Below are 18950 nucleotides of genomic sequence, written 5' to 3' on the forward strand. Positions count from 1 at the left end.
CGTTCCGAGCTCCAGGGAGGGTCCCGACTTGCCAGAGCGCCGAAAGCGGATGCTGGTGAATGGCAGGCAGGCAAGAGCAGCAGGGCTGCGGCTGAAACCGGCAAAGACCGTGTGTAGCGCATCCACATGCCAGCTCCGGTTCAAGAGTAGCAAGATCTCGCAAATGCACTTGTGCGGCCAAAGTTATCAGGAAATGAAGGGCGCGCCAGCCGCGAAGTATTGTCCGGCGTAATCCGGTGCATCAAGTTTGAGTGCTTTCTTGATTTGCTCCTGGCCGGATGTTCGTTCCGCAAAATTCCAAAACTGGGGATTCGAGCAGTGCGAAGAACTCGCGGGCCGTTGATTGACCGCGATCAGGCCGAGGACAAGCCGCGTGGCGCTCCTCTGGTCAACGACCGTCGTGTCCTCAATGGTATCCTCTGGATATTGCGATCAGGGACCAGCTTGGCGTGATCTACCGGACGTGTTCGGTCTATGCGCCACCTGTTCAACCGGTTGGCCGCAAGGTTACTTGGAGGAAACCGTCACGGTTGCGATGGATGCATGTCTCGCCACGCTGCCTGTTTGTGTCCAGTCGCTAACGTCAGCGCCGTTGTCGCAACGCACAACAAGCGACTGCCGACATTGTTTCGATCGATTCCAAATTGCATTTGCCTCCGCGCACGAACCCGATCATTGTTCCGCGCAAGGCGGAGGCCAGCCCGGTGGGCGTCCGCCATTCAAGTCGCCGCCGTAAGCGGCTTCATTGCACCGGCAGGGGAAGACGCCTATGCCAACGCTCACGATCAACGGGCGGAGTATGTCCGTGGACGCGGCAAACGACACGCCGCTCCTTTGGGCCATCCGCGAACAATTGCAGATGACCGGCACGAAATTCGGCTGCGGTGCCGGCCTGTGCGGTGCCTGCACCGTGCACGTCAACGGCGAGGCCGTACGGTCGTGCCAGACCATGGTCGGCGACGTCGCCGGCAAGAAGATCACCACCATCGAAGGCCTCTCCGCCAAGGGTGACCATCCCCTGCAGAAGGCATGGATCGCCGAGCAGGTGCCGCAATGCGGCTATTGCCAGTCCGGGCAGATCATGCAGGCGGCTTCGCTGCTGGCGAAGAACGCCAATCCGACCAAGGAAGAGGTCGTGGCGCATATGGACGGCAATCTCTGCCGTTGCATGACCTATTCGCGGATCCAGAAGGCAATCATGCGCGCCGCCACCGAGATGCGCACCGCATCCGCCGCCGGCAACGAGCGGAGGCCCACATGAACGAGCACGTGAAGACCATCACAGCCGAGACGACGGAGCTCAGCCGCCGCTCCTTCCTGGTCGGCACCGCCGCCGCCGGCCTCGTGCTCGGCTATGCCGGCGTGCCCGGCATTGGTGAAGCGCTCGCCGCGGCGCCGGCCAATTTCGAGCCGAGCGTCTGGTATGCGATCTCGCCCGATGGCCTGGTCACCGTGACCTGCGGCAAGGCCGACATGGGCCAGCACATCGCCTCCACCATGGCGCAGATCGTCTGCGAGGAGCTGGGTGCGAAGTGGAGTGACATGCGGGTCAATCTCGCCTCCAACGATCCGAAGTTCAACGATCCGGTCCTCGGGGCGCAGATCACCGGCGGCAGCTGGTCGACCATGATGAACTTCGACGCGATGAGCCGGGCGGGTGCGGCCGGACGCATGGCGTTGACGGAAGGCGCCGCCACTGCGATGGGCGTGCCGGCTTCCGAGCTCGTGGTGCGGGATTCCGTGATCTCGCATGCCAAGTCGAAGAAGCAGATGTCGTTCGCCGATGTCGTCAGGAGCGGCAAGGCAACGAAAACCTTCACGCCCGACGAGCTGAAGGCGATCAAGCTGAAGACGCCGGATCAATACACCATGATCGGTGTCTCGGTGCCGCAGCTCGACATCCCCTCCAAGAGCAACGGCACGGCCAAATACGGCATCGACGTGATGATCCCGGGCATGGTCTATGGCGCGGTGGTGACGCCGCCGGTGCGCTATGGCGCCACGGTGAAATCGGTCGATGACAGCAATGCGAAGAAGGTGCCGGGCTTCATCAAGGCCGTCACCCTCGACGACAAGACCCAGACCACGACGGGCTGGGTCGTTGCGGTCGCCAATACCTATGCCAACGCGAAGAAGGCCGCGGCAGCGCTGAAGGTCAGCTATGACGGCGGGCCGAATGCAAAGCTGTCGAGCGAGTCGCTGCTCGATGAGGCCAAGCGGCTTCAGGGCCTCGACGATTCCGGCCAGTTCTTCGTCAAGGATGGCGATGTCGGCGCCGCGCTCGGCACGGCGGCGAAGGTGCTTGAGGCGGAATACACCACCAGCATCAACATCCATGCGCCGATGGAGCCGATGAACGCCACTGCGGAGTTCAAGGGCGACATCCTGCACATCTATTCCGGCAATCAGTTCGCGACGCGCTCCGGCGCGATTGCGGCGGGTGCTGCCGGGATCGATCCGAAGTTCGTGGTGATGCACCAGATGTGGCTCGGCGGCGGTTTCGGCCGCAGGTTAGATGCCGACATGATGGTGCCGGCAGTGCAGGCGGCCAAGGCCGTCGGCAAGCCGGTGAAGGTGATCTACACGCGCGAGAACGACATGACGATGGATTTCTCGCGTCCGCTCACCTACCAGAAAGTGAAGGCCGGCATTGACGGCGACGGCAAGCTCGTCGCGCTCAGCCACGACGTCGTCTCGGCGTGGCCGACCCAGCGCTGGGGCATCCCCGACTTCCTGTCGCCTTCGGTCGACAAGAAGGGCCCGCTCGACGCGTTCACCGTGAACGGTTCGGACTTCTTCTACACCGTGCCGAACCACAATGTGCGCGCGATCAAGAACGAGATGGCGCACAACGCCACTCCGTCGGGCCAGCTCCGCTCGGTGGCGCCGGGTTGGACCTTCTGGGCGGTCGAGAGCATGATCGACGAGATCGCGGTCGCGGCCGGCAAGGATCCGGCGCAGTATCGCATCTCGCTGCTCGACGGCGCGGGCAAGAACGACGGCGGCGCGCAGCGGTTGCGCAACACGCTACTCGCCGCGATGGGCCTTGCAGGCTACGGCACCAAGAAGCTGCCGAAGGGTGAGGGCATGGGCGTTGCCTGCGTGTCGTCACAGGAACGTGCGACCGCAAGCTGGACCGCTTGCGTCGCGCATGTTGCTGTCGCGCCCTCAGGCGAGGTGACCGTGAAGAAGCTCACGGTCGCAACCGATGTCGGCACGCAGGTGCATCCCGACAACATCCGCGCCCAGGTCGAGGGTGCGGCGCTGTGGGGCCTGTCGCTGGCCTTGTACGAGAAGGCGACGCTGAAGGACGGCGGCATCGAGCAGACCAACTTCGATAGCTACACGCCCTTGCGCATGAGCCAGATGCCGGAGGTCGCGGTCGCCGTGATCGCCAATGGCGAGAAGGCCACCGGCGTCGGCGAGCCGGCGGTGACGGTCGTCGCGCCCGCCATCGGCAACGCCATCTTCAATGCCTCCGGCGCCCGCGTCCGCGCGCTGCCGATCACGGCGGAGGCCGTGAAGGGGGCGATGAAGGCGTAAGGCGGGGCGTCCTGCCGCACCAAGAACGATCCGCCGGAGGGCGACCTCCGGCGGATTTTTGTTGCGAAAAAGCGAGTGTTTTCAAGGGCCGTTCTACTGCGCATGGGGTTGTTTTCGCGTTCGTGGGGAGGCGATCCGTAAAATTGCGTGGAATTCCGGCAGCCTCCGTTGAGCATGCCTCTTAAGGGCCGGAGAACCTGATCCGGCTTAGGCTGATGCCAAATACCCTCCCGTGCTTTTGGGGAAGCCATGAACGCGCCAGCCAAATCCGCCACCAAACGCCAGCTTCTGCTGGCTTCGGATCGCAGCGACCAGAGCAGCGAGCTCGCCAGCATCTTGAAGGCGGTCGGCGACGTCGCGACGGTCTCGACGCAGGAGATCCCCGAGCAGCCGTCACGCGCGCTCTCCGGCCTCGTGGTCGACATCAACCTGCGCTCGCCCGAGAGCGTGCAGCGGGTGCGCAACAAGCTGCGGGGCGACGCCTATCGTTCCATGCCGCGGCTGTTCGTGCTGGCGGACGCCCTGCACCACGGCACCATGCAGGCCTGGGCGCTGGGCGCCACCGACACCATCTCGCGACCGCTGCAGCCGGAAGACATCCTCCAGCGCATCCGCGCTGCATTCCCCGATACCGCGACCTATGACGCGACCGATCGCGGCAAGACGCTCAACCGCGGCGTCGAGGCGGCGCATACGGTGCTGAAGAAGATGTTCGAGAAGCTGCCGCTCGGCATCCCCTTGACGTTCGACGACGTCATCGCCGCCGAGAACAAGATCCTGAAGGCGATCAAGCACTCCTCGCTGCGCGAATGGCTCACCACCGTCGGCTGCCATCATGTCGGCAGTTACCGGCACTGCCTGTTCGTCACCGGCTTTGCGGTCGCCTTCGCGCAGCACCTCGGCATGCGCGAGGACGACCAGCGCCGGCTGACCCGCGCCGCGCTGCTGCACGATGTCGGCAAGGCCTTCGTTCCCTCTCATTTGCTCGACAAGGCCGGCAAGCTCACCGACGAGGAGATGGCCGAGGTTCGACAGCATCCGCGCCGCGGCTATGACGCGCTCGCAGCCCAAGGCGGCTTCCCGCCGGAGATGCTCGACGTCGTCTTGCATCACCATGAATTCCTCGACGGCTCCGGCTACCCCAACGCGCTGTCGTCGAACCAGATCAGCGACATCGTGCGCCTGACGACGATCGTCGACATCTATGCGGCTCTGGTCGAGAAGCGCGCCTACCGCATGCCGTTCACGCACTCGCGTGCTTTCACGATGATGGAAGGCATGGGCGGCAAGCTGGACCAACAGCTGCTGCAGGCGTTCCGGCCGGTGGCGCTGGGATCGTTCTGATCCGGCTGCCGTCACTCGACCGGCTTCCTGAGTTCCGCCTTCGCCGCCGTCTCCAGCGACGCTAATCCTCCGACGCCGGCGTCGCGCGGCCGGACATCGATCTTCTGTTGACGAGCTGGAGCGACATCCGCGGCGCTTTGCCGCTCGCCAGCGCTTGCGGACTTCCGGTGCATAGCGGGCTTTGTTACAACGCCGCCGACGCCGCTATCAAGAACAACACTTGGGAGAACCCTCGAGATGATCACCCGCCGTTCCGCGCTCGGCCTGCTCGCCGCCACGCCGCTTGCGGCCAGCCCGCTGTCGAAAGCCTTCGCGGCGGATTATCCGTCCCGGCCGGTGAAGTTCGTGGTCGGCTATCCGCCCGGCGGTGCAACCGACATTCTCGCCCGCCTGATCGGCCAGCGGCTGTCGGAGCGGCTCGGCCAGCAATTCGTGATCGAGAACAAGCCGGGCGCCGGCAACAACATCGGCACCGAATCCGTCGTGAATGCCGAGCCAGACGGCTACACCGTGCTGCTGGTCAATCCGGCGAACTACATCAACTCGACGCTCTACACCAATCTCAAATTCAACTTCGTTCGCGACATCGCGCCGATCGCCGCCTTTCAGCGCGTGCCGAACGTGATGACCGTCAACAAGGACGTGCCTGCCAAGACCGTTGCCGAGTTCATCGATTACGTGAAAGCCAACCCCGGCAAAGTGAACATGGCCTCTTCCGGCAACGGCACCTCGGTGCATCTGTCCGGCGAAATGTTCATGGCGATGACCGGCTGCAAGATGCAGCACGTGCCCTATCGCGGCGCGGCGCCCGCGATCACCGACATGCTCGGCGGACAGGTGCAGGTGATCTTCGACAACATGCCATCGATCATCCAGCACATCCGCTCCGGTTCGCTGCGCGCGCTCGGCGTCACCACCGCGCAGCGCTCGCCACAGCTTCCCGACGTGCCGGCGATCGGCGAGACCGTGAAGGATTATGAGGCAAGCGCGCTGTTCGGCATGGGCGCGCCGAAGAACATGCCCAAGGACGTGATCGCCAAGCTCAACGGCGAGATCAACACGATCTTGAAGGAGCCCGACATGACCAAGCGCCTGGTCGAGCTTGGCGGCGATCCGCTCGTCTTGACGCCGGAGGGGTTCGGCCAGCAGATCGAGGCGGAGACCGCCAAGTGGAAGAAAGTCGTCGAGTTCGCCGGCCTCAAGGTCGAGTAGCGTTTCCTAGATCGACCGGGAATTGAGCCCCGCCGCAAGGCGGGGCTTTCCTGTTGCGCGAGTTCCTGCTTGACGGGCTGACGTCAGCGCCTATACTAAACCTTATGGTTAAGTATCAAGACGAGACGCTCGATCGCACCTTTGCGGCATTGTCGGATCCGACGCGGCGCGCATTGCTGGCCCGCCTCGGCGAAAAGGATAGCCTGTCCGTGAGCGAGCTGGCCGCGCCCTTCTCGATCTCGCTGCCGGCGATCATGAAGCACCTCGACGTGTTGACGGATGCAGGCCTGATCGTGCGGGAGAAGACCGGGCGCACGGTTTCCTGCCGGCTCACCGCGCAGCCGATGGAGCAGGCAATGGACTGGCTCAATCGCTATGCCCAATTCTGGTCCGAGAGTTTCGACCGCCTTGCCGCCTTTGTGGAGGACAAACCATGGTCAACGCCGTCGCCAACGTCGCCGGACGCGCAAACGAAGGCCCAAGCCTCACGCTCACACGCCGGCTCCGCGCGCGGCCGGAAAAGGTCTTCGCCGCGTGGACGCAAGCCGCGCAGCTAGTGCAATGGTTCGGGCCGCCGAGCATGAAGCCGGCGACGCTGAACGCCGAACTCGACGTCCGCGCCGGCGGCCGCTACCGCATCTCGTTCACGCGCGACGACGGCGAATATTTCGAGGCGGGCGGCCTCTACCGTGAGGTCGTACCGAATGAGCGGTTGGTCTTCACCTGGGCCTGGCATTCGACACCGGAGCGCGAATCGTTGGTGACGATCACGCTGAAGCCCGACAGTGCCGGCACGCTGATGATTTTTCATCACGCTCAGTTCTTCGACGAAACTGCACGCGACAACCATCGGCGTGGCTGGGACTCGTTCTTCGACAAGCTCGACGCCTTCATCGGCTGATCCGGACAGAGGAGGATATCATGCAGCAACATCAGATCGTCTCGCGCGAGCAATGGGTCGCGGCTCGCAAGGTCCATCTGGCGCGCGAGAAGGAGTTTTCACAGGCACGCGAGCGCCTCGCCGAGGAGCGCCGCGCATTACCCTGGGTGAAGGTTGACAAGAGCTACATCTTCGACGCGCCGGACGGCCAGGCGACGTTGGCTGACCTCTTCAAGGGCCGCCCGCAGCTCGTGGTCCAGCATGTGATGTTCGCGCCGGACTGGGAAGCTGCCTGCAAGAGCTGCTCGTTCTGGGCCGATGGCTTCGAGCGCATGGTGCCGCATCTGGCGGCGCGCGACACCACCATGGTCGCGATCTCGCTGGCCCCGGTCTCGAAGCTCGAGGCGTTCAAAAAACGGATGGGCTGGAGTTTCGATTGGGTGTCGTCAGGCCGCAACGACTTCAACTACGATTACGAAGTCTCGTTCACGCGCGAGCAGATTGATCGGGGCGTGCCGAAATACAATTTCGGCACCACGCCGTTCTACGGCCCGGAGCTGCCCGGCATCAGCGTGTTCTTTCGCGACGAGGCAGGCGAGATCTTTCACACCTATTCCTGCTTCGCCCGCGGCCTCGACCTGATGAACGCGGCTTATCAATATCTCGACCTCACCCCGCTCGGCCGACACGAGGAAGGCCTGCCCTATCCGATGGACTGGGTCCGCCTGCGCGACCAATACGAGTCGCAGGCAAACAGCGCGTGCTGCCACGGGTGACGGCGGCTACTTCTTCGCGTCGGCCTCTTCCGTGCCCTTGCACGAGATCAGCATCGTATAGGCGCGGGCGTTGCCGGCGATCTCGGTGGTTTTGAGCTCGCCCTTCGGCTCGGCCGTCTGGTATGGCACCACCGAATTGTCGAGGAAGTCGCGCAGCGCGCCGGTCTTGATCGCGAAGTTGATGTTCTCGGGGATGTCGCCTGTCAGCGCGGCAATGCGCAATCCGGGGAGCTTGCCGGTGACCACGCCAACGATCTGACCGCTGGTGTCGAACAGCGGGCCGCCGCTGTTGCCGGGCTGCACCGGTGCGCTGATTTGCAGGAATCGGGTGTCGTTGCGCATGCCGCTGAGCGAGCTCACGATCCCGGTCGTCACGGTGAAGTCGGACGTGAGCAAGCCGTGATAGGGAAAGCCGATTGCAACGACAGAATCGCCGGAGCGGAAGGAGCGGTCACGGATCCGGGCATACTCGTTGAATGTCGCCGTCGACGGCGCCTGCAAAAGAGCGAGATCGTTGTTCACGTCGGCAGACACCACGCGCAATAACATCGCTGCCTGGCCAGTGAGATTTCCTTTGAGCTCGCTGCAACCTTCGATCACGTGGTTGTTGGTGACGATGTGGCCGCTCGCGCTGACCACGAAGCCGGTGCCAAATCCGGAACTGGTCTTGGTGCCTTTGGCGGGCTTGCCCGCCGCCGGTGACGCCTGCTTGTCCGCCGTGACGGCCGGCTTGGCGGCACCCTTGGTGAAGTCGCCGGCCTTGTCGAGGCCGTCGGCCTTCACCTTGGTCACGCAATTGGCCAATGCAGCGATCACCGGTCCGGTCGAGGTGAGGTTAAAATTCAGAACGGCGCTGCCGGCCGTCGCCACCATCAGGCTCGCTTTCTGGAACGCACGCACGACATTCGGCGGCAAAATGGCAGTGAGCATGTTGGGCTGGTAGGCCGTGGCGTACAACCTGGCTTGCTCCTGCCCGTCAAAGGTCACGTCGATCGCGGCACTCTCGCCCTTGTTGAAGTGATAGTTGGGGCTCGCAAAGGCGAGCGACCATGTGCCGGCGGCATTTTGGCTCACGACCAGGCTGACACCGCTCGCATACGGCGTCGTTGCGGCGCAATGGGAGAAGGCGCCGGTCTGATCGTTGCTGAAGGCGCCTCCGATCCAGTTGCCGACATTGACTGAGCCGAACGGCCCCGCCGCGTGTGCCAACCCCGCAAAACCAAGCTGCAACAGCGCCGCAGCAACAAACGACGTCAACCGCATAACTTCCCCCGAACTGCTTTGACCTCATCTTACCTGCGTGCTCGCGTGTTGTGCAACCAACAGTTGCGGGAAGCGCCCGGGACCTGCCGGGGACTTTCGGACTTGCCTTTAACTTTGTGAAGCGGTATACTTTGCGTTACAAAGTGATCGGAAAAGCCGCCGCGGGGCGTGGGTGGAGCAGAGTTTTGGCGTTGCCAATGCGCGATCTCGACAAGGCACTGGCCGACATCGTGGCGATCCGCAGCCAGATTGCGGCCGGCACGGCGTTCCGCGGCTATGGTCCGGCCACGATGGCGGCGACCGGAGCTGTGGCGCTTGTCACCGCCATCCTGCAATTCTGGCTGCTCCGCGATCCCACCGGCGAGCCGCTCGGCTTCTTCTTCGGCTGGTTCATCGCGGCTGCGTTGTCCGGCCTGATCATCTGGATCGAGATGCGCGCGCGCTCGCGCCGCCATCATTCGGGTCTCGCCGACGCCATGATCCATCAGGCCGTCGAGCAGTTCCTGCCCGCGGGCGTCGCGGGTGTCCTGCTTGCGGTGGTGATGTGGAAGTTCGCCGCGGAGACGCTGTGGCTGCTCCCGGGGCTATGGCAGATCCTGGTGTCGCTCGGCATCTTCGCCTCTGTCCGTTGGCTGCCGCGCAGCGTGGCATTCGCCGGGGCCTGGTACTTCATCTCGGGTTTCGTGGTCGTGGCGCTTGCGAGCCGGACCCACATGCTGTCGCCTTGGACCATGGGCCTGCCCTTCGTCATCGGCCAATCGGTCATGGCGGCGATTCTGTATTTCGCGTCCGGAGACAATGATGTCGAAGAGTGACAGTGCGCCGTTCTCTTATGAGGGGCTCGACCGTGTGATCCACGAGAAGGCGAGGCTTGGGCTTCTGACCTCGTTGATGGCTCACCCGAAGGGGCTTGCGTTCGCCGACCTGAAACAGCTCTGCGGCCTTACCGACGGCAATCTCAGCCGGCACCTCGCGGTGCTCCAGGAGGCTGGCCTCGTCGAGGTCACGAAGGGCTATGAAGGAAATCGCCCGCACACCACCTGCCGTCTGACCAAGACCGGCCGGCGCCGCTTCCTCGACTATCTCGCGGTGCTCGAGCGGCTGGTCCGCGACGCCGCCAAGGCCGCGGGCCGCGAAGCCTCGCCGCTCGGCCGTCTCGGCATTCTCCCGACCTGACCTGTCCCCCATTTTTGACTGGAGACTTTGCGATGCAAAGTGAGATCACGTGCCACAACGAAAAACTTCATGTCGGCATCATCATGGACGGCAACGGGCGATGGGCGACGCGGCGCGGTCTGTCGCGCGTGCGCGGCCACGAGGCCGGGGTGGAGACGATTCGGCGAATCGTCGAGGCCGCGCCCAAGCAGGGCATCGGCACGCTGACGCTCTATGCGTTCTCGACGGACAATTGGCGCCGGCCCAAGGCCGAGGTCGCCGCGCTGATGACGCTGCTTCGCTTCTATCTCGCCAATGAGGTGCAGAGCCTCGCGAAGAACGGTGTCCGCCTCAACGTCATCGGCCGCCGCGACCGGCTGCCGGATGGTATCGCCAATGCCATCGCGCGCGCGGAGGGGGCCACCGCCCACGGCACCACGCTGAATCTGCGCATCGCCGTCGACTATTCCGCGCGCGACGCCATCCTGAATGCGGCGGCGAAGGCGGCTGCGCTGACCAGCCTGACCCGCGAAGCCTTCTCACAGCTCGTCACCGGCGAGGCAGGCTTGCGCGACGTCGATCTCATCATCCGTACCTCGGGCGAGAAGCGCCTGTCGGACTTCCTGCTCTGGGAAGGCGCCTATGCCGAGCTGCATTTCACCGAGCGGATGTGGCCGGAATTCGATGCAAGTGATCTCGCCGCTGCGCTGGCCTCCTTCCACGGCCGCGAGCGCCGCTTCGGCGGCCTCAAGGCCATCATGCCAAAGGAGGTGCCGTCGCTCTCGCGGGCGTGAGGCTGGACCGCATCGCTGAATTCTGATGTCGTGGAGCACCACCATTCGTGAGTGATCGCATGACGTCCTTCAAAACCATTCGTGCCCGCGCAGAGAAGCGCAAGGGCGGGCCCAAGGCGCTCGAGAAGCTGATGCCTGACAAGCCCGGCCTGAAGGGTCTGGCAAGACTCGGCGACGACCGCATTCTCGCCGAGATGACGCGGCGGGTGTTTTGCGCAGGCTTTGCCTGGAACGTGATCGAGGCGAAATGGGACGGTTTCGAAGACGCGTTCCTGCGTTTCCAGCCGGGCAAGCTCAGCTTCCAGCCAGAGGATTATTGGGAAGCCCTGCTGCGCGACGCGCGGATCGTGCGCAATGGCGCCAAGATCATGTCGGTGCGCGACAATGCAGCCTTCGTGCAGGAGATCGCGACAGAGCACGGCAGCTTCGGCAAGTTCCTGGCGAAATGGCCGCCCTCCAACCAGATCGGCCTGCTCGATCTGCTCGGCAAGCGCGGCTCCCGACTCGGCGGCAACACCGGCCAGATGCTGCTGCGTTTCGTCGGCTGGGACGGTTTTGTGACATCGCGGGATGTCGTCGCTTGCTTGCGCGATGCCGGTCTCGACATCGCCGAAGAGGTCAAGTCGAAGGGCGATCTCGCAAAGGTGCAGGCGCAGTTCAATGCCTGGGCCGAGGAGACCGGTCTGCCCTACACCTATCTGTCACGCATCTGCGCCCTCTCGGTTGGCGAGAACAGGATCGAGCACTAGTTCACGGCGAAGTCACGCATGATCGGGCGGATCGTGGGCATCGTGTGGCGATCCTGCGCCGTCCGCGCGGCAGATGAAACGCGCGATCACGAATTGACTTTCGCAGGAACATTTGTGCGCAGCACCCGTTCGGGAGTTTGAGCCAGGCGGTACAGGCGCCCGCTCAGTTCCATGAACAGACAGAACGGAGCAGCTCATGAAGCTCACATCCGAACAGGTGAAGCAGACCGTCAACCAGCTCGGGGCCCAGGTGCTGCCCGATGAGCATCCCGCCATTCCCCAGCTCAACAGCATGTTCGGCGACCACACCTTCTTCGTCGACGAGATGGGCCTGAAAGTTCTCGAGCCGACCCCGTCGCTCGGCGCGGAGCGCGAGACCGGCGAAGTCGTCAGCCTCGCCGACTGGAGTGATGCCGATCTGACCCGCTTGATGGCGCACGAACCGGAGCCGACCGGCGTGATCGTCGTGTTCGAGCACGTCAGGCACTGACTGGGCCGCGCCAAGCAAGACCACCCTTCGGGCGACGAAGGGTGGCTCGATCAGACGTGCGGTGAGCCGCTGATGTCCGATCCGCCCCTGTGCAGAACGGCCTAAGCAGTTTAGGCTCTTCGATGTGGGTGCATCACCCAAAATGATCGAAGCGACTTGCAGGAGGTGACGATCATGGACGTCGACAAGGCTACTGCCGTGATTTCCGCAGCCGGGATCGAACTGACCGGCCGGCGCCGGAACGGCGCCGATGATGGCTGGTCGCTCAGCTTCTCCAATGGCGCCGTCGTGGAAGTCGGGGACAAGGGAGACATCTCCGCTTCGGGCAAGGGTGCCGAGGTGGTCGCAAGCCTGCTCGGGTTGCCCGACAAATCGGCTTGAGGCCGCAGGCCCTGAGCCCTTCACTTCGCCGGTTGATATCCGTCGGACAGCGTGCCGAGAAAGGCGACGACGTCGTCGATCTCGACCGCCGTCAAGGCGGGTGCATCACCGGCCCTGCGGTCAAACGGCGCATCCATGTTGACATTGGCCTTGGGCCGTTCGGGCAGATCATCATATTTATCGACGCTGCCGTTCGCCTTGCGCGGATACCAAAGCTCGGGCCGCGTCTCGCGTTCGACATAGAACCGCACGGCGTCGCGCAGGGAGTGCACGGAGCCGTTGTGAAAGAAGCTTTGGCGAAGCGCGACATTTCGCAGTGTCGGCGTCCGGAACAGGCCGCAATAATCCTCGCGCTTCAGGAAATCGTTGCGCAGCGGCCCGCACAGGCCGAGGTCGAAATAGGCCGGGTCCTTGTTGGCGGGAATGTCGCGATTGCGCGGCACGCCGAGCGCGATCAGTCCGTAATCGGTGAACTGGGGCGGGGTGCCGTCATTGCCCCGTTTGCTGATATGGCAGGAGGCGCAATTGCCCTTGTTCGGCGCGTTGAACAGCTCGAGCCCCCGCGCTTCCGCAGGCGCAAGCTCGGCCTCGCCGGCCAGCACCGCGTCATATTTGCTCGAATAGGGATAAAAGGTCCGGTAATCCTGCTGGTAGACTTCGAGCGCCTTGAGCGCGATCCTGTACACGGTGGCAGGATCGGCAGCTGCCTTGGATCCGGCGATGGCCGCGATCTCCTTGCCGTGGCCGGCAGCGAGCACCCGGCGTGCCACCTCGAACGCGTCCCGATTGCCCATCTCAAAGCTCGAGAGCAGCGGAATTGCCGCCTGATCGGCGCCACGGTCGACCCGTCCATCCCAGGTCAGGCCTCCGGTCGGGCCGTTGTCGATGCTTTCGTCGGCCTCGTCCTCGGAATCGTGGAAATGTTCGGTGAAAGGCGGCACCGCTTGCAGGTATTTCAGGGAGGGGGCGGCTCGCATCCCCGGTTGCTGCAGGTCGCCACCGCCCATCTGCACCGCGCGTGAATTGGCCGGTCCGAAGCCGTGGGCGGGATCGTGGCAGGACGAACATGCAAGCTTCCCCGACGGCGAGAGCGAGGGATCGAAAAACAGGGCCCGACCGAGCGCGCCGAGTCGCTCGGCCTGCCGGCGCGCCTCGGCGCGCGACATCTCCGCACGGGCCTTGCCGGGACCGAGGGCGAAAGCGGTGAGGACAATCACCGATACCAAAACCCAGTGCGTCATCCGCATGTTGCAACCGTGCCTATGGCGAGGCATCGTCATGACGATTAAACCGTGCTTTCGAGGGGCGTCCACGCTATGACGAATGGAACGAGAGCATCAATCAGGTAAGACAGGGGGGCTTTGAATGCGGGCGAAATCGGCGATTGTCCTTTGTGCATCGAGTTTGGTCATCGGTGCGTTCGATCCGGCGCTCGCGGCGGGGAACGCTCCCGCCGCCAGGAAGGATGCTCCCGACGATCTGACGCTGATCGATACGGTGGTGGTGATTTTTGCCGAGAACCGCAGCTTCGACAATCTCTATGGCAATTTCCCGGGCGCGAACGGTGTTGCGAACGCGTCCGCCCGGACGACGACGCAGCGCGATCGCGACGGCAAGCCGTTCCGCGAATTGCCGCCGGTCTGGGGCGGCCTGACCGCCAAGGGTGTGACGCCGCCGGTGACCGAGGCGCAGACCGAGCATCTGCCCAATCGTCCCTTCTATCTGGACGATCCGAAGGGCTTCAAGCTCGGCTACGGCACCATCACGCACGACCTCTGGCACCGCTTCTACCAGAATCAGATGCAGATCGATGGAGGGCGCAACGACAAGTTCGTCGCCCACGCCGACTCCGGTGCGCTGGTGATGAGCCTGTGGGACGGATCGAAGCAGGCGATGTGGAAGGTTGCCGAGAAATATACGCTGGCCGACAATTTCTTCATGGGAGCGTTCGGCGGCTCTTTCCTGAACCACCAATGGCTGGTCTGCGCCTGCGTCCCCACCTATCCCAAGGCCGACATGAGCCCGGCCAAGCCGTCGATCTCCGTTGTGGAAGCTGACGGCGTGACGTTGAAGGAGGCCGCCAACTCGCCGAAATCGGCCATGGATGGCATCCCTAAATACGTCAGCGACGGCAATCTCACCCCCGATTTCTATGCCGTGAATACCATGCAGCCGCCGTTTCAGCCGAGCGGCAACGAACCCGCGAAGGATGGCGACAAGGCTTATGCGGATCCGATGAAGCCGACGACGTTGCCGCCGCAGACCGAGCCGACGATCGGGGATTTGCTCAGTCTCAAGCGCGTCAGCTGGGCCTGGTACGGCGGCGCCTGGCAGGACGTGCTGGAGCATGGCAACAATTCACCGGTCCCGAACTTCCAGTATCACCACCAGGCCCTGAACTATTACGCCAGCTTCGCGCCCGGCACCGCGGCACGTGCCGAGCATCTGCTCGACGGTGGCCTTGGGGGTACCGAGTTCATCAAGGCGATCGACGACGGCAAGCTGCCGCAGGTGAGCTTCTACAAGCCGCAGGGCGACCTCAATGAGCATTCGGGCTATGCCGATATCCAGGCCGGCGACACGCATATCGCCGACGTGATCGCACATCTCGAGAAGAGCCCGCAGTGGCAGCATATGCTTGTCGTCGTGACCTATGACGAGAACGGCGGCCTGTGGGATCACGTCGCGCCGCCGAAGGGCGACCGCTGGGGCCCTGGCTCCCGCGTCCCCGCCATCATTATCTCCCCCTATGCGCGCCACGGCTATGTCGACCACACGCCGATGGACACGACCTCGATCCTGCGCTTCATCACGCGCCGCTTCGAGCTGCCGACCCTGCACGGCATCACCGTGCGCGATGCGGCGATTGCCGCTCACGATCAGAAGCCGCTCGGAGACCTGACCAGCGCGCTCGCGCTCAAAGGAAAGTAGGAGCGGCGCGCAAAGACTGAGATTCGTGTCAGAACCCCTGGGGATCACCACCAAGCCCATGCCGGCTGACCGCCTTCTTCTCCTCCAAGACGCTCTCATCAGGACCGCTGAAACGCATGTCGACCCTGGAAGCCGCGCTGCGAGGAGGAGCAGTCGTCATTCTGCTTTTCCGCGTAGTGGTGGCCGCGCGCGATGCGCGGCGTAATCCCATCAGCCGCTATTCCGCATTTCTGGCCTTGACCATCGCGGCCTATATCGTCGATTCGGCGCCGGGCTTCGGTGTGCTGGCTCTGCCGCTGCGCATGTCGGTTCATCTCGTCAATGCCGGCATGCCGGCGGCGTTCTGGATTGCGATGAGCGCCATCTTCGTCGATGATTTTCGCCTGCGATGGTACCATTGGCTCGGCGGGCTCGCGTTGATGGGGTTCGCGCTGATCGACATGTCCAGACATCCGATGTCTGTCGATGTGGCGCGCAGCTGTCTGTCGGTGTCCCTTTTGCTGCTCGGAATCTGGAGCGTCCTGTCGGGGCGCGCGACTGATCTCGTGGAGAACAGGCGACGGCTCCGCGTCTGGTACGCAATGGTCACCGCGCTCTACTCGCTGTTCACTATCGGCTCGGATTGGCTTTGGCCCGGGGGTCTTTCGGCGGCATCGGTCAGCCTCGCCAACGCGGCCGGCCTGACGGCGCTGATTTTTCTGTTCGCCGTGCTGGGTACGCTGGCTTCGGCCGAGACATCGCTGGTTCCTGCGCCGGTGCTGGCTAGGACGCTGGCAAGCGAGCCGGTCGCGATCCCGCGAGATCCGCCGTCGGCGGCAGTCGCCATCGAGCCCGATGCGGCCGAGCTCGCCGCGCTCCGCCGCCTGCTCGACCGCGACAAGGTCTTTCGTGAGCCGGATTTGAGCATCGCGACACTGTCACAAAAGCTCGACATTCCGGAATACCGGCTGCGTCATCTGATCAACCGTCAGCTCGGCCATCGCAACTTCAGCGCCTTCGTCAACGGCTATCGCTTGGCGGAGGCCGAAGCCGCGCTGGGCGATCCTGCGCAAGCCGCCGTGCCGATCCTGACCATTGCGCTCGATGCCGGCTTCGGCTCGATCGGACCGTTCAATCGCGCCTTCAAGGCGCATACCGGCGTGACGCCGTCCGAGTATCGGCGGGGCCCGTGCTGCCGGCGCGACCGGTGCCGAAACCTAGCCGTTTCGCGATTTTGACTGGCCTATTGCAGGAATCGGCCAGTCGTCTTTCAGGTTTCGGCGCGCCGGCGCGCTGTCCTCGTGCAATCCACTGTCCTGCAGGCGGGCAGCCCGCCGATGTGAGATTGCCATGAAGCTATTGATCCAAGTGTTGCAGTTCTCCCTTCCCGCCGTGATCGCGATCGCGACGCTGGAGGGGCTCGTCCTGGCGCTGGTGATGCGGCGGGACTACAATTGGCGCGCCTATGGGGCCTCGCTGGCCGACGCTCTTGGCCGGCAATATCTGGTTTACACGCTGCTGCCGCTCAGTATCGCTCAGCCGCTGGTCGATCTGGCCTGGCGCCACCGGCTGTTCACCGTCCCGCTCGACGGCGCGCTGTCGGTGATCGTCCTCGTGATCGCGCAGGACTTCTCCTATTACTGGTTCCACCGCGCCAGCCACCGTGTTCGCTGGTTCTGGGCGACGCATGCGATCCACCATTCCTCGAACGAGTTCAACCTGGCGGCCGCCTACCGCTTTGGCTGGACCGGAAAACTGACCGGTGCGGCGATCTTCTACGTGCCGATGATCTGGCTCGGCTTCGCGCCAGGCCCGGTGTTCATCGCCGCCGGCATCAACCTGCTGTACCAGTTCTGGCTGCACGCGGAGTGGATTCCGAAACTCGGCTGGCTGGAATATGTGCTCAACACGCCGTCGCATCATCGCGTGCACCACGCCTGCAACGCCGAGTATCTCGATCGCAATTACGGCGGCATCTTCATCGTGTTCGACCGGATGTTCGGGACCTTCGTCGCCGAGCGCGACGACCTGCCGTGTCACTACGGCCTGGTGAAGCCGCTGCGCTCCAACAATCCAGTCGTCATCGCGTTTCACGAATGGGCGGCACTGGCTCGCGATCTCTGGCGCTCACCCACGTGGCGCGATCGGCTTGCCTGCCTGATCGGCCCGCCCGGGGATGGTGCTGAGCCTGCGTCCGTCACGCCGGCGGTGCACGATGCCGGTCAAAAGATCGAGGTTGCAGTGGGATGAAATGGCGCACCCGACACGATTCGAACGTGTGACCTTTGCCTTCGGAGGGCAACGCTCTATCCAGCTGAGCTACGGGTGCAACGAGGCCTCATTTAGCCTAATGGCGGGAGGTGGGCAACCGGTCTTGCCGCGACAATCGCTGCGCTTCAGGCCGATTTGCGCGGGACCAGGCCAGGAACTTGACTGCTGTCAGGCATATTGTCCCGCCCCAGGCCGGAAAATTCGGCCAGCACCCGCTCGGAGCAGACGACTCGGTTGCGGCCGAGCCGCTTGGCCGCATAGAGCGCCTGGTCGGCCGCACCGAGCAGCTGGTCAGGGGCGCCGTCGACCTCGCCGGGGACGTGACTGGCGACGCCGACACTCAGGGTGACATGCTCGCCGGCCCCGTGGGCGCCATGGCTGATCCGCAAGGCCATGACCGCCCGGCGGATCTCCTCGGCGATGACGCAGGCATCGTCGCAGCCCGTCTCGGGCAGGATCAGCGCAAATTCCTCACCGCCATAGCGGCTGGCGAGATCGAGCGGGCGCACGGCATGGCGGCTGACGACGCGCGCGACCTCGCGCAGGCATTCGTCGCCGCTCTGGTGGCCGTGCTCGTCGTTGAACAGCTTGAAATGGTCGACGTCGACGAACAGCAGCGCCAGCGGCCTCTGCGTTCGCTGCGCGCGCCCCCATGCGGTCAACAGCATCTGGTCGAACGAGCGGCGGTTCGATAGCCCAGTGAGCCCGTCCTTGGTCGCGAGCTCCTTCAACGCCATCTCGGCGCGCTTCTGGTCGGTGAGGTCGCGCAGCGTCTCCACCACGGCGATGAGATTGCCGGCCTCGTCATGGATGGGACCCGCGTCGATCGCGAGATAGAGCTGGCTGCCGAGCTTCGGCATCACACACCAGTTCTCCGCGGAAAAGCCGAGCCCGTTGTGGCCGCGTGCGGTGTATTCCGAATAGAACTCCGGCAGTTGTTCGGGGCGGTCTTGCGCCACGAGGTCGGCAAGGCAAGGGCGCTTGGTCTCGTAGAAGGCCTGCCAGTGCTTGGTGGTGCCGATCACCTCGGAAGCGGCAACGCCCGTCAGCCGCTCGCAAGCCCTGTTCCAGATCACGACGCGACGCTTGGGGTCGATCACGAAGGTCGGCACCACCAGATGCTGCATCAGGCGCACGGCGTAGGAATCGGCGACGCCGACGATTTTGGAAGATTTTGTCATC

19 protein-coding genes, 1 tRNA gene and 1 pseudogene are annotated in these 18950 nt (G+C 63.9%); 17 read left to right on the forward strand and 4 right to left on the reverse strand.

Translation table 11 applies throughout. From position 1 onward, the window contains the following. Positions 1–309: 309 nt before the first annotated feature. The 8 genes and pseudogenes from ACVIIW_RS10425 to ACVIIW_RS10460 form a co-directional block, all read left to right on the forward strand. Positions 310–487 (forward strand): annotated as a pseudogene (locus ACVIIW_RS10425) (transposase); the annotation flags it as partial. Between the two features lie 282 nt (positions 488–769). Beyond that, complete coding sequence (locus ACVIIW_RS10430; protein WP_092231998.1) at positions 770–1261, forward strand: (2Fe-2S)-binding protein; 492 nt, start codon at positions 770–772, stop codon at positions 1259–1261. Continuing rightward, the gene (locus tag ACVIIW_RS10435; protein ID WP_456700654.1) at positions 1258–3543 is read left to right on the forward strand and encodes a molybdopterin cofactor-binding domain-containing protein; all 2286 of its coding nucleotides are present in this window, start codon (positions 1258–1260) and stop codon (positions 3541–3543) included. The genes ACVIIW_RS10430 and ACVIIW_RS10435 overlap by 4 nt, the downstream gene beginning before the upstream one ends. Positions 3544–3792: 249 nt before the next feature. Further along, positions 3793–4887, forward strand: coding sequence for an HD-GYP domain-containing protein (locus ACVIIW_RS10440; protein WP_456700655.1), 1095 nt, complete (start codon positions 3793–3795; stop codon positions 4885–4887). A 237-nt stretch (positions 4888–5124) separates the two neighbouring features. Continuing rightward, positions 5125–6099: a Bug family tripartite tricarboxylate transporter substrate binding protein gene (locus ACVIIW_RS10445; RefSeq protein ID WP_456700656.1), complete on the forward strand. Its 975-nt coding sequence runs from the start codon at positions 5125–5127 to the stop codon at positions 6097–6099. 53 nt (positions 6100–6152) lie between these two features. Then, entirely contained in the window at positions 6153–6656 is a 504-nt protein-coding gene (locus tag ACVIIW_RS10450; protein ID WP_456700657.1) for an ArsR/SmtB family transcription factor, read from the forward strand. Continuing rightward, a complete protein-coding gene (locus ACVIIW_RS10455) occupies positions 6656–7000 on the forward strand; it encodes an SRPBCC family protein (RefSeq protein WP_456700658.1) in 345 nt (114 codons plus the stop codon). The genes ACVIIW_RS10450 and ACVIIW_RS10455 overlap by 1 nt, the downstream gene beginning before the upstream one ends. A gap of 20 nt (positions 7001–7020) precedes the next feature. Next, the gene (locus ACVIIW_RS10460) at positions 7021–7755 is read left to right on the forward strand and encodes a DUF899 domain-containing protein (RefSeq protein ID WP_456700659.1); all 735 of its coding nucleotides are present in this window, start codon (positions 7021–7023) and stop codon (positions 7753–7755) included. Between the two features lie 6 nt (positions 7756–7761). On the opposite strand, the gene ACVIIW_RS10465 is transcribed toward ACVIIW_RS10460, so the two are convergent. Next, positions 7762–9018 carry a S1C family serine protease gene (locus ACVIIW_RS10465; RefSeq protein WP_456700660.1) on the reverse strand — a complete coding sequence of 419 codons (1257 nt, stop codon included), beginning with the start codon at positions 9016–9018 and terminating at the stop codon, positions 7762–7764. Between the two features lie 197 nt (positions 9019–9215). Between ACVIIW_RS10465 and ACVIIW_RS10470 the strand changes: the two genes are divergently transcribed. The 6 genes from ACVIIW_RS10470 to ACVIIW_RS10495 all read left to right on the forward strand — a co-directional run bounded on the left by ACVIIW_RS10470 (position 9216) and on the right by ACVIIW_RS10495 (position 12587). After that, on the forward strand, positions 9216–9833 hold the full coding sequence (locus tag ACVIIW_RS10470) for a hypothetical protein (protein WP_456700661.1): 618 nt from the start codon (positions 9216–9218) through the stop codon (positions 9831–9833). Then, positions 9820–10194 carry a transcriptional regulator gene (locus tag ACVIIW_RS10475; RefSeq protein ID WP_456700662.1) on the forward strand — a complete coding sequence of 125 codons (375 nt, stop codon included), beginning with the start codon at positions 9820–9822 and terminating at the stop codon, positions 10192–10194. The genes ACVIIW_RS10470 and ACVIIW_RS10475 overlap by 14 nt, the downstream gene beginning before the upstream one ends. Positions 10195–10226: 32 nt before the next feature. Next, complete coding sequence (locus tag ACVIIW_RS10480; RefSeq protein ID WP_456700663.1) at positions 10227–10967, forward strand: di-trans,poly-cis-decaprenylcistransferase; 741 nt, start codon at positions 10227–10229, stop codon at positions 10965–10967. 59 nt (positions 10968–11026) lie between these two features. After that, the gene (locus ACVIIW_RS10485; RefSeq protein WP_456700664.1) at positions 11027–11716 is read left to right on the forward strand and encodes a DNA-3-methyladenine glycosylase I; all 690 of its coding nucleotides are present in this window, start codon (positions 11027–11029) and stop codon (positions 11714–11716) included. 196 nt (positions 11717–11912) lie between these two features. Beyond that, positions 11913–12206 (forward strand): hypothetical protein, encoded by a 294-nt coding sequence (locus ACVIIW_RS10490; protein ID WP_456700665.1) that lies wholly within the window; start codon positions 11913–11915, stop codon positions 12204–12206. 174 nt (positions 12207–12380) lie between these two features. After that, complete coding sequence (locus ACVIIW_RS10495) at positions 12381–12587, forward strand: hypothetical protein (RefSeq protein WP_456700666.1); 207 nt, start codon at positions 12381–12383, stop codon at positions 12585–12587. 20 nt (positions 12588–12607) lie between these two features. On the opposite strand, the gene ACVIIW_RS10500 is transcribed toward ACVIIW_RS10495, so the two are convergent. Further along, on the reverse strand, positions 12608–13834 hold the full coding sequence (locus tag ACVIIW_RS10500) for a cytochrome-c peroxidase (protein WP_456700667.1): 1227 nt from the start codon (positions 13832–13834) through the stop codon (positions 12608–12610). Positions 13835–13952: 118 nt separating this feature from the next. Between ACVIIW_RS10500 and ACVIIW_RS10505 the strand changes: the two genes are divergently transcribed. From ACVIIW_RS10505 to ACVIIW_RS10515, 3 genes are all read left to right on the forward strand, one after another. Continuing rightward, entirely contained in the window at positions 13953–15518 is a 1566-nt protein-coding gene (locus tag ACVIIW_RS10505) for an acid phosphatase (RefSeq protein ID WP_456700668.1), read from the forward strand. A gap of 116 nt (positions 15519–15634) precedes the next feature. Further along, positions 15635–16735 (forward strand): helix-turn-helix domain-containing protein, encoded by a 1101-nt coding sequence (locus ACVIIW_RS10510; RefSeq protein ID WP_456700669.1) that lies wholly within the window; start codon positions 15635–15637, stop codon positions 16733–16735. A 112-nt stretch (positions 16736–16847) separates the two neighbouring features. Continuing rightward, positions 16848–17747 carry a sterol desaturase family protein gene (locus tag ACVIIW_RS10515; RefSeq protein WP_456700670.1) on the forward strand — a complete coding sequence of 300 codons (900 nt, stop codon included), beginning with the start codon at positions 16848–16850 and terminating at the stop codon, positions 17745–17747. 2 nt (positions 17748–17749) lie between these two features. Here the strand turns inward: ACVIIW_RS10515 and ACVIIW_RS10520 are convergent. Further along, a tRNA-Arg gene (locus ACVIIW_RS10520) sits at positions 17750–17826 on the reverse strand. A 67-nt stretch (positions 17827–17893) separates the two neighbouring features. After that, complete coding sequence (locus tag ACVIIW_RS10525) at positions 17894–18949, reverse strand: sensor domain-containing diguanylate cyclase (RefSeq protein ID WP_456700671.1); 1056 nt, start codon at positions 18947–18949, stop codon at positions 17894–17896. Between the last annotated feature and the right edge of the window lies 1 nt (position 18950).

The organism is Bradyrhizobium sp. USDA 4449 (assembly GCF_054056275.1).

Bases quoted from the DNA above. Each gene is read 5' to 3' on its own strand.
- ACVIIW_RS10430 (WP_092231998.1), top strand. From the start codon at position 770: ATGCCAACGCTCACGATCAACGGGCGGAGTATGTCCGTGGACGCGGCA.
- ACVIIW_RS10435 (WP_456700654.1), top strand. From the start codon at position 1,258: ATGAACGAGCACGTGAAGACCATCACAGCCGAGACGACGGAGCTCAGC.
- ACVIIW_RS10440 (WP_456700655.1), top strand. From the start codon at position 3,793: ATGAACGCGCCAGCCAAATCCGCCACCAAACGCCAGCTTCTGCTGGCT.
- ACVIIW_RS10445 (WP_456700656.1), top strand. From the start codon at position 5,125: ATGATCACCCGCCGTTCCGCGCTCGGCCTGCTCGCCGCCACGCCGCTT.
- ACVIIW_RS10460 (WP_456700659.1), top strand. From the start codon at position 7,021: ATGCAGCAACATCAGATCGTCTCGCGCGAGCAATGGGTCGCGGCTCGC.
- ACVIIW_RS10465 (WP_456700660.1), bottom strand. From the start codon at position 9,018: ATGCGGTTGACGTCGTTTGTTGCTGCGGCGCTGTTGCAGCTTGGTTTT.
- ACVIIW_RS10470 (WP_456700661.1), top strand. From the start codon at position 9,216: ATGCGCGATCTCGACAAGGCACTGGCCGACATCGTGGCGATCCGCAGC.
- ACVIIW_RS10475 (WP_456700662.1), top strand. From the start codon at position 9,820: ATGTCGAAGAGTGACAGTGCGCCGTTCTCTTATGAGGGGCTCGACCGT.
- ACVIIW_RS10480 (WP_456700663.1), top strand. From the start codon at position 10,227: ATGCAAAGTGAGATCACGTGCCACAACGAAAAACTTCATGTCGGCATC.
- ACVIIW_RS10485 (WP_456700664.1), top strand. From the start codon at position 11,027: ATGACGTCCTTCAAAACCATTCGTGCCCGCGCAGAGAAGCGCAAGGGC.
- ACVIIW_RS10490 (WP_456700665.1), top strand. From the start codon at position 11,913: ATGAAGCTCACATCCGAACAGGTGAAGCAGACCGTCAACCAGCTCGGG.
- ACVIIW_RS10495 (WP_456700666.1), top strand. From the start codon at position 12,381: ATGGACGTCGACAAGGCTACTGCCGTGATTTCCGCAGCCGGGATCGAA.
- ACVIIW_RS10500 (WP_456700667.1), bottom strand. From the start codon at position 13,834: ATGCGGATGACGCACTGGGTTTTGGTATCGGTGATTGTCCTCACCGCT.
- ACVIIW_RS10505 (WP_456700668.1), top strand. From the start codon at position 13,953: ATGCGGGCGAAATCGGCGATTGTCCTTTGTGCATCGAGTTTGGTCATC.
- ACVIIW_RS10510 (WP_456700669.1), top strand. From the start codon at position 15,635: ATGTCGACCCTGGAAGCCGCGCTGCGAGGAGGAGCAGTCGTCATTCTG.
- ACVIIW_RS10515 (WP_456700670.1), top strand. From the start codon at position 16,848: ATGAAGCTATTGATCCAAGTGTTGCAGTTCTCCCTTCCCGCCGTGATC.
- ACVIIW_RS10525 (WP_456700671.1), bottom strand. From the start codon at position 18,949: ATGACAAAATCTTCCAAAATCGTCGGCGTCGCCGATTCCTACGCCGTG.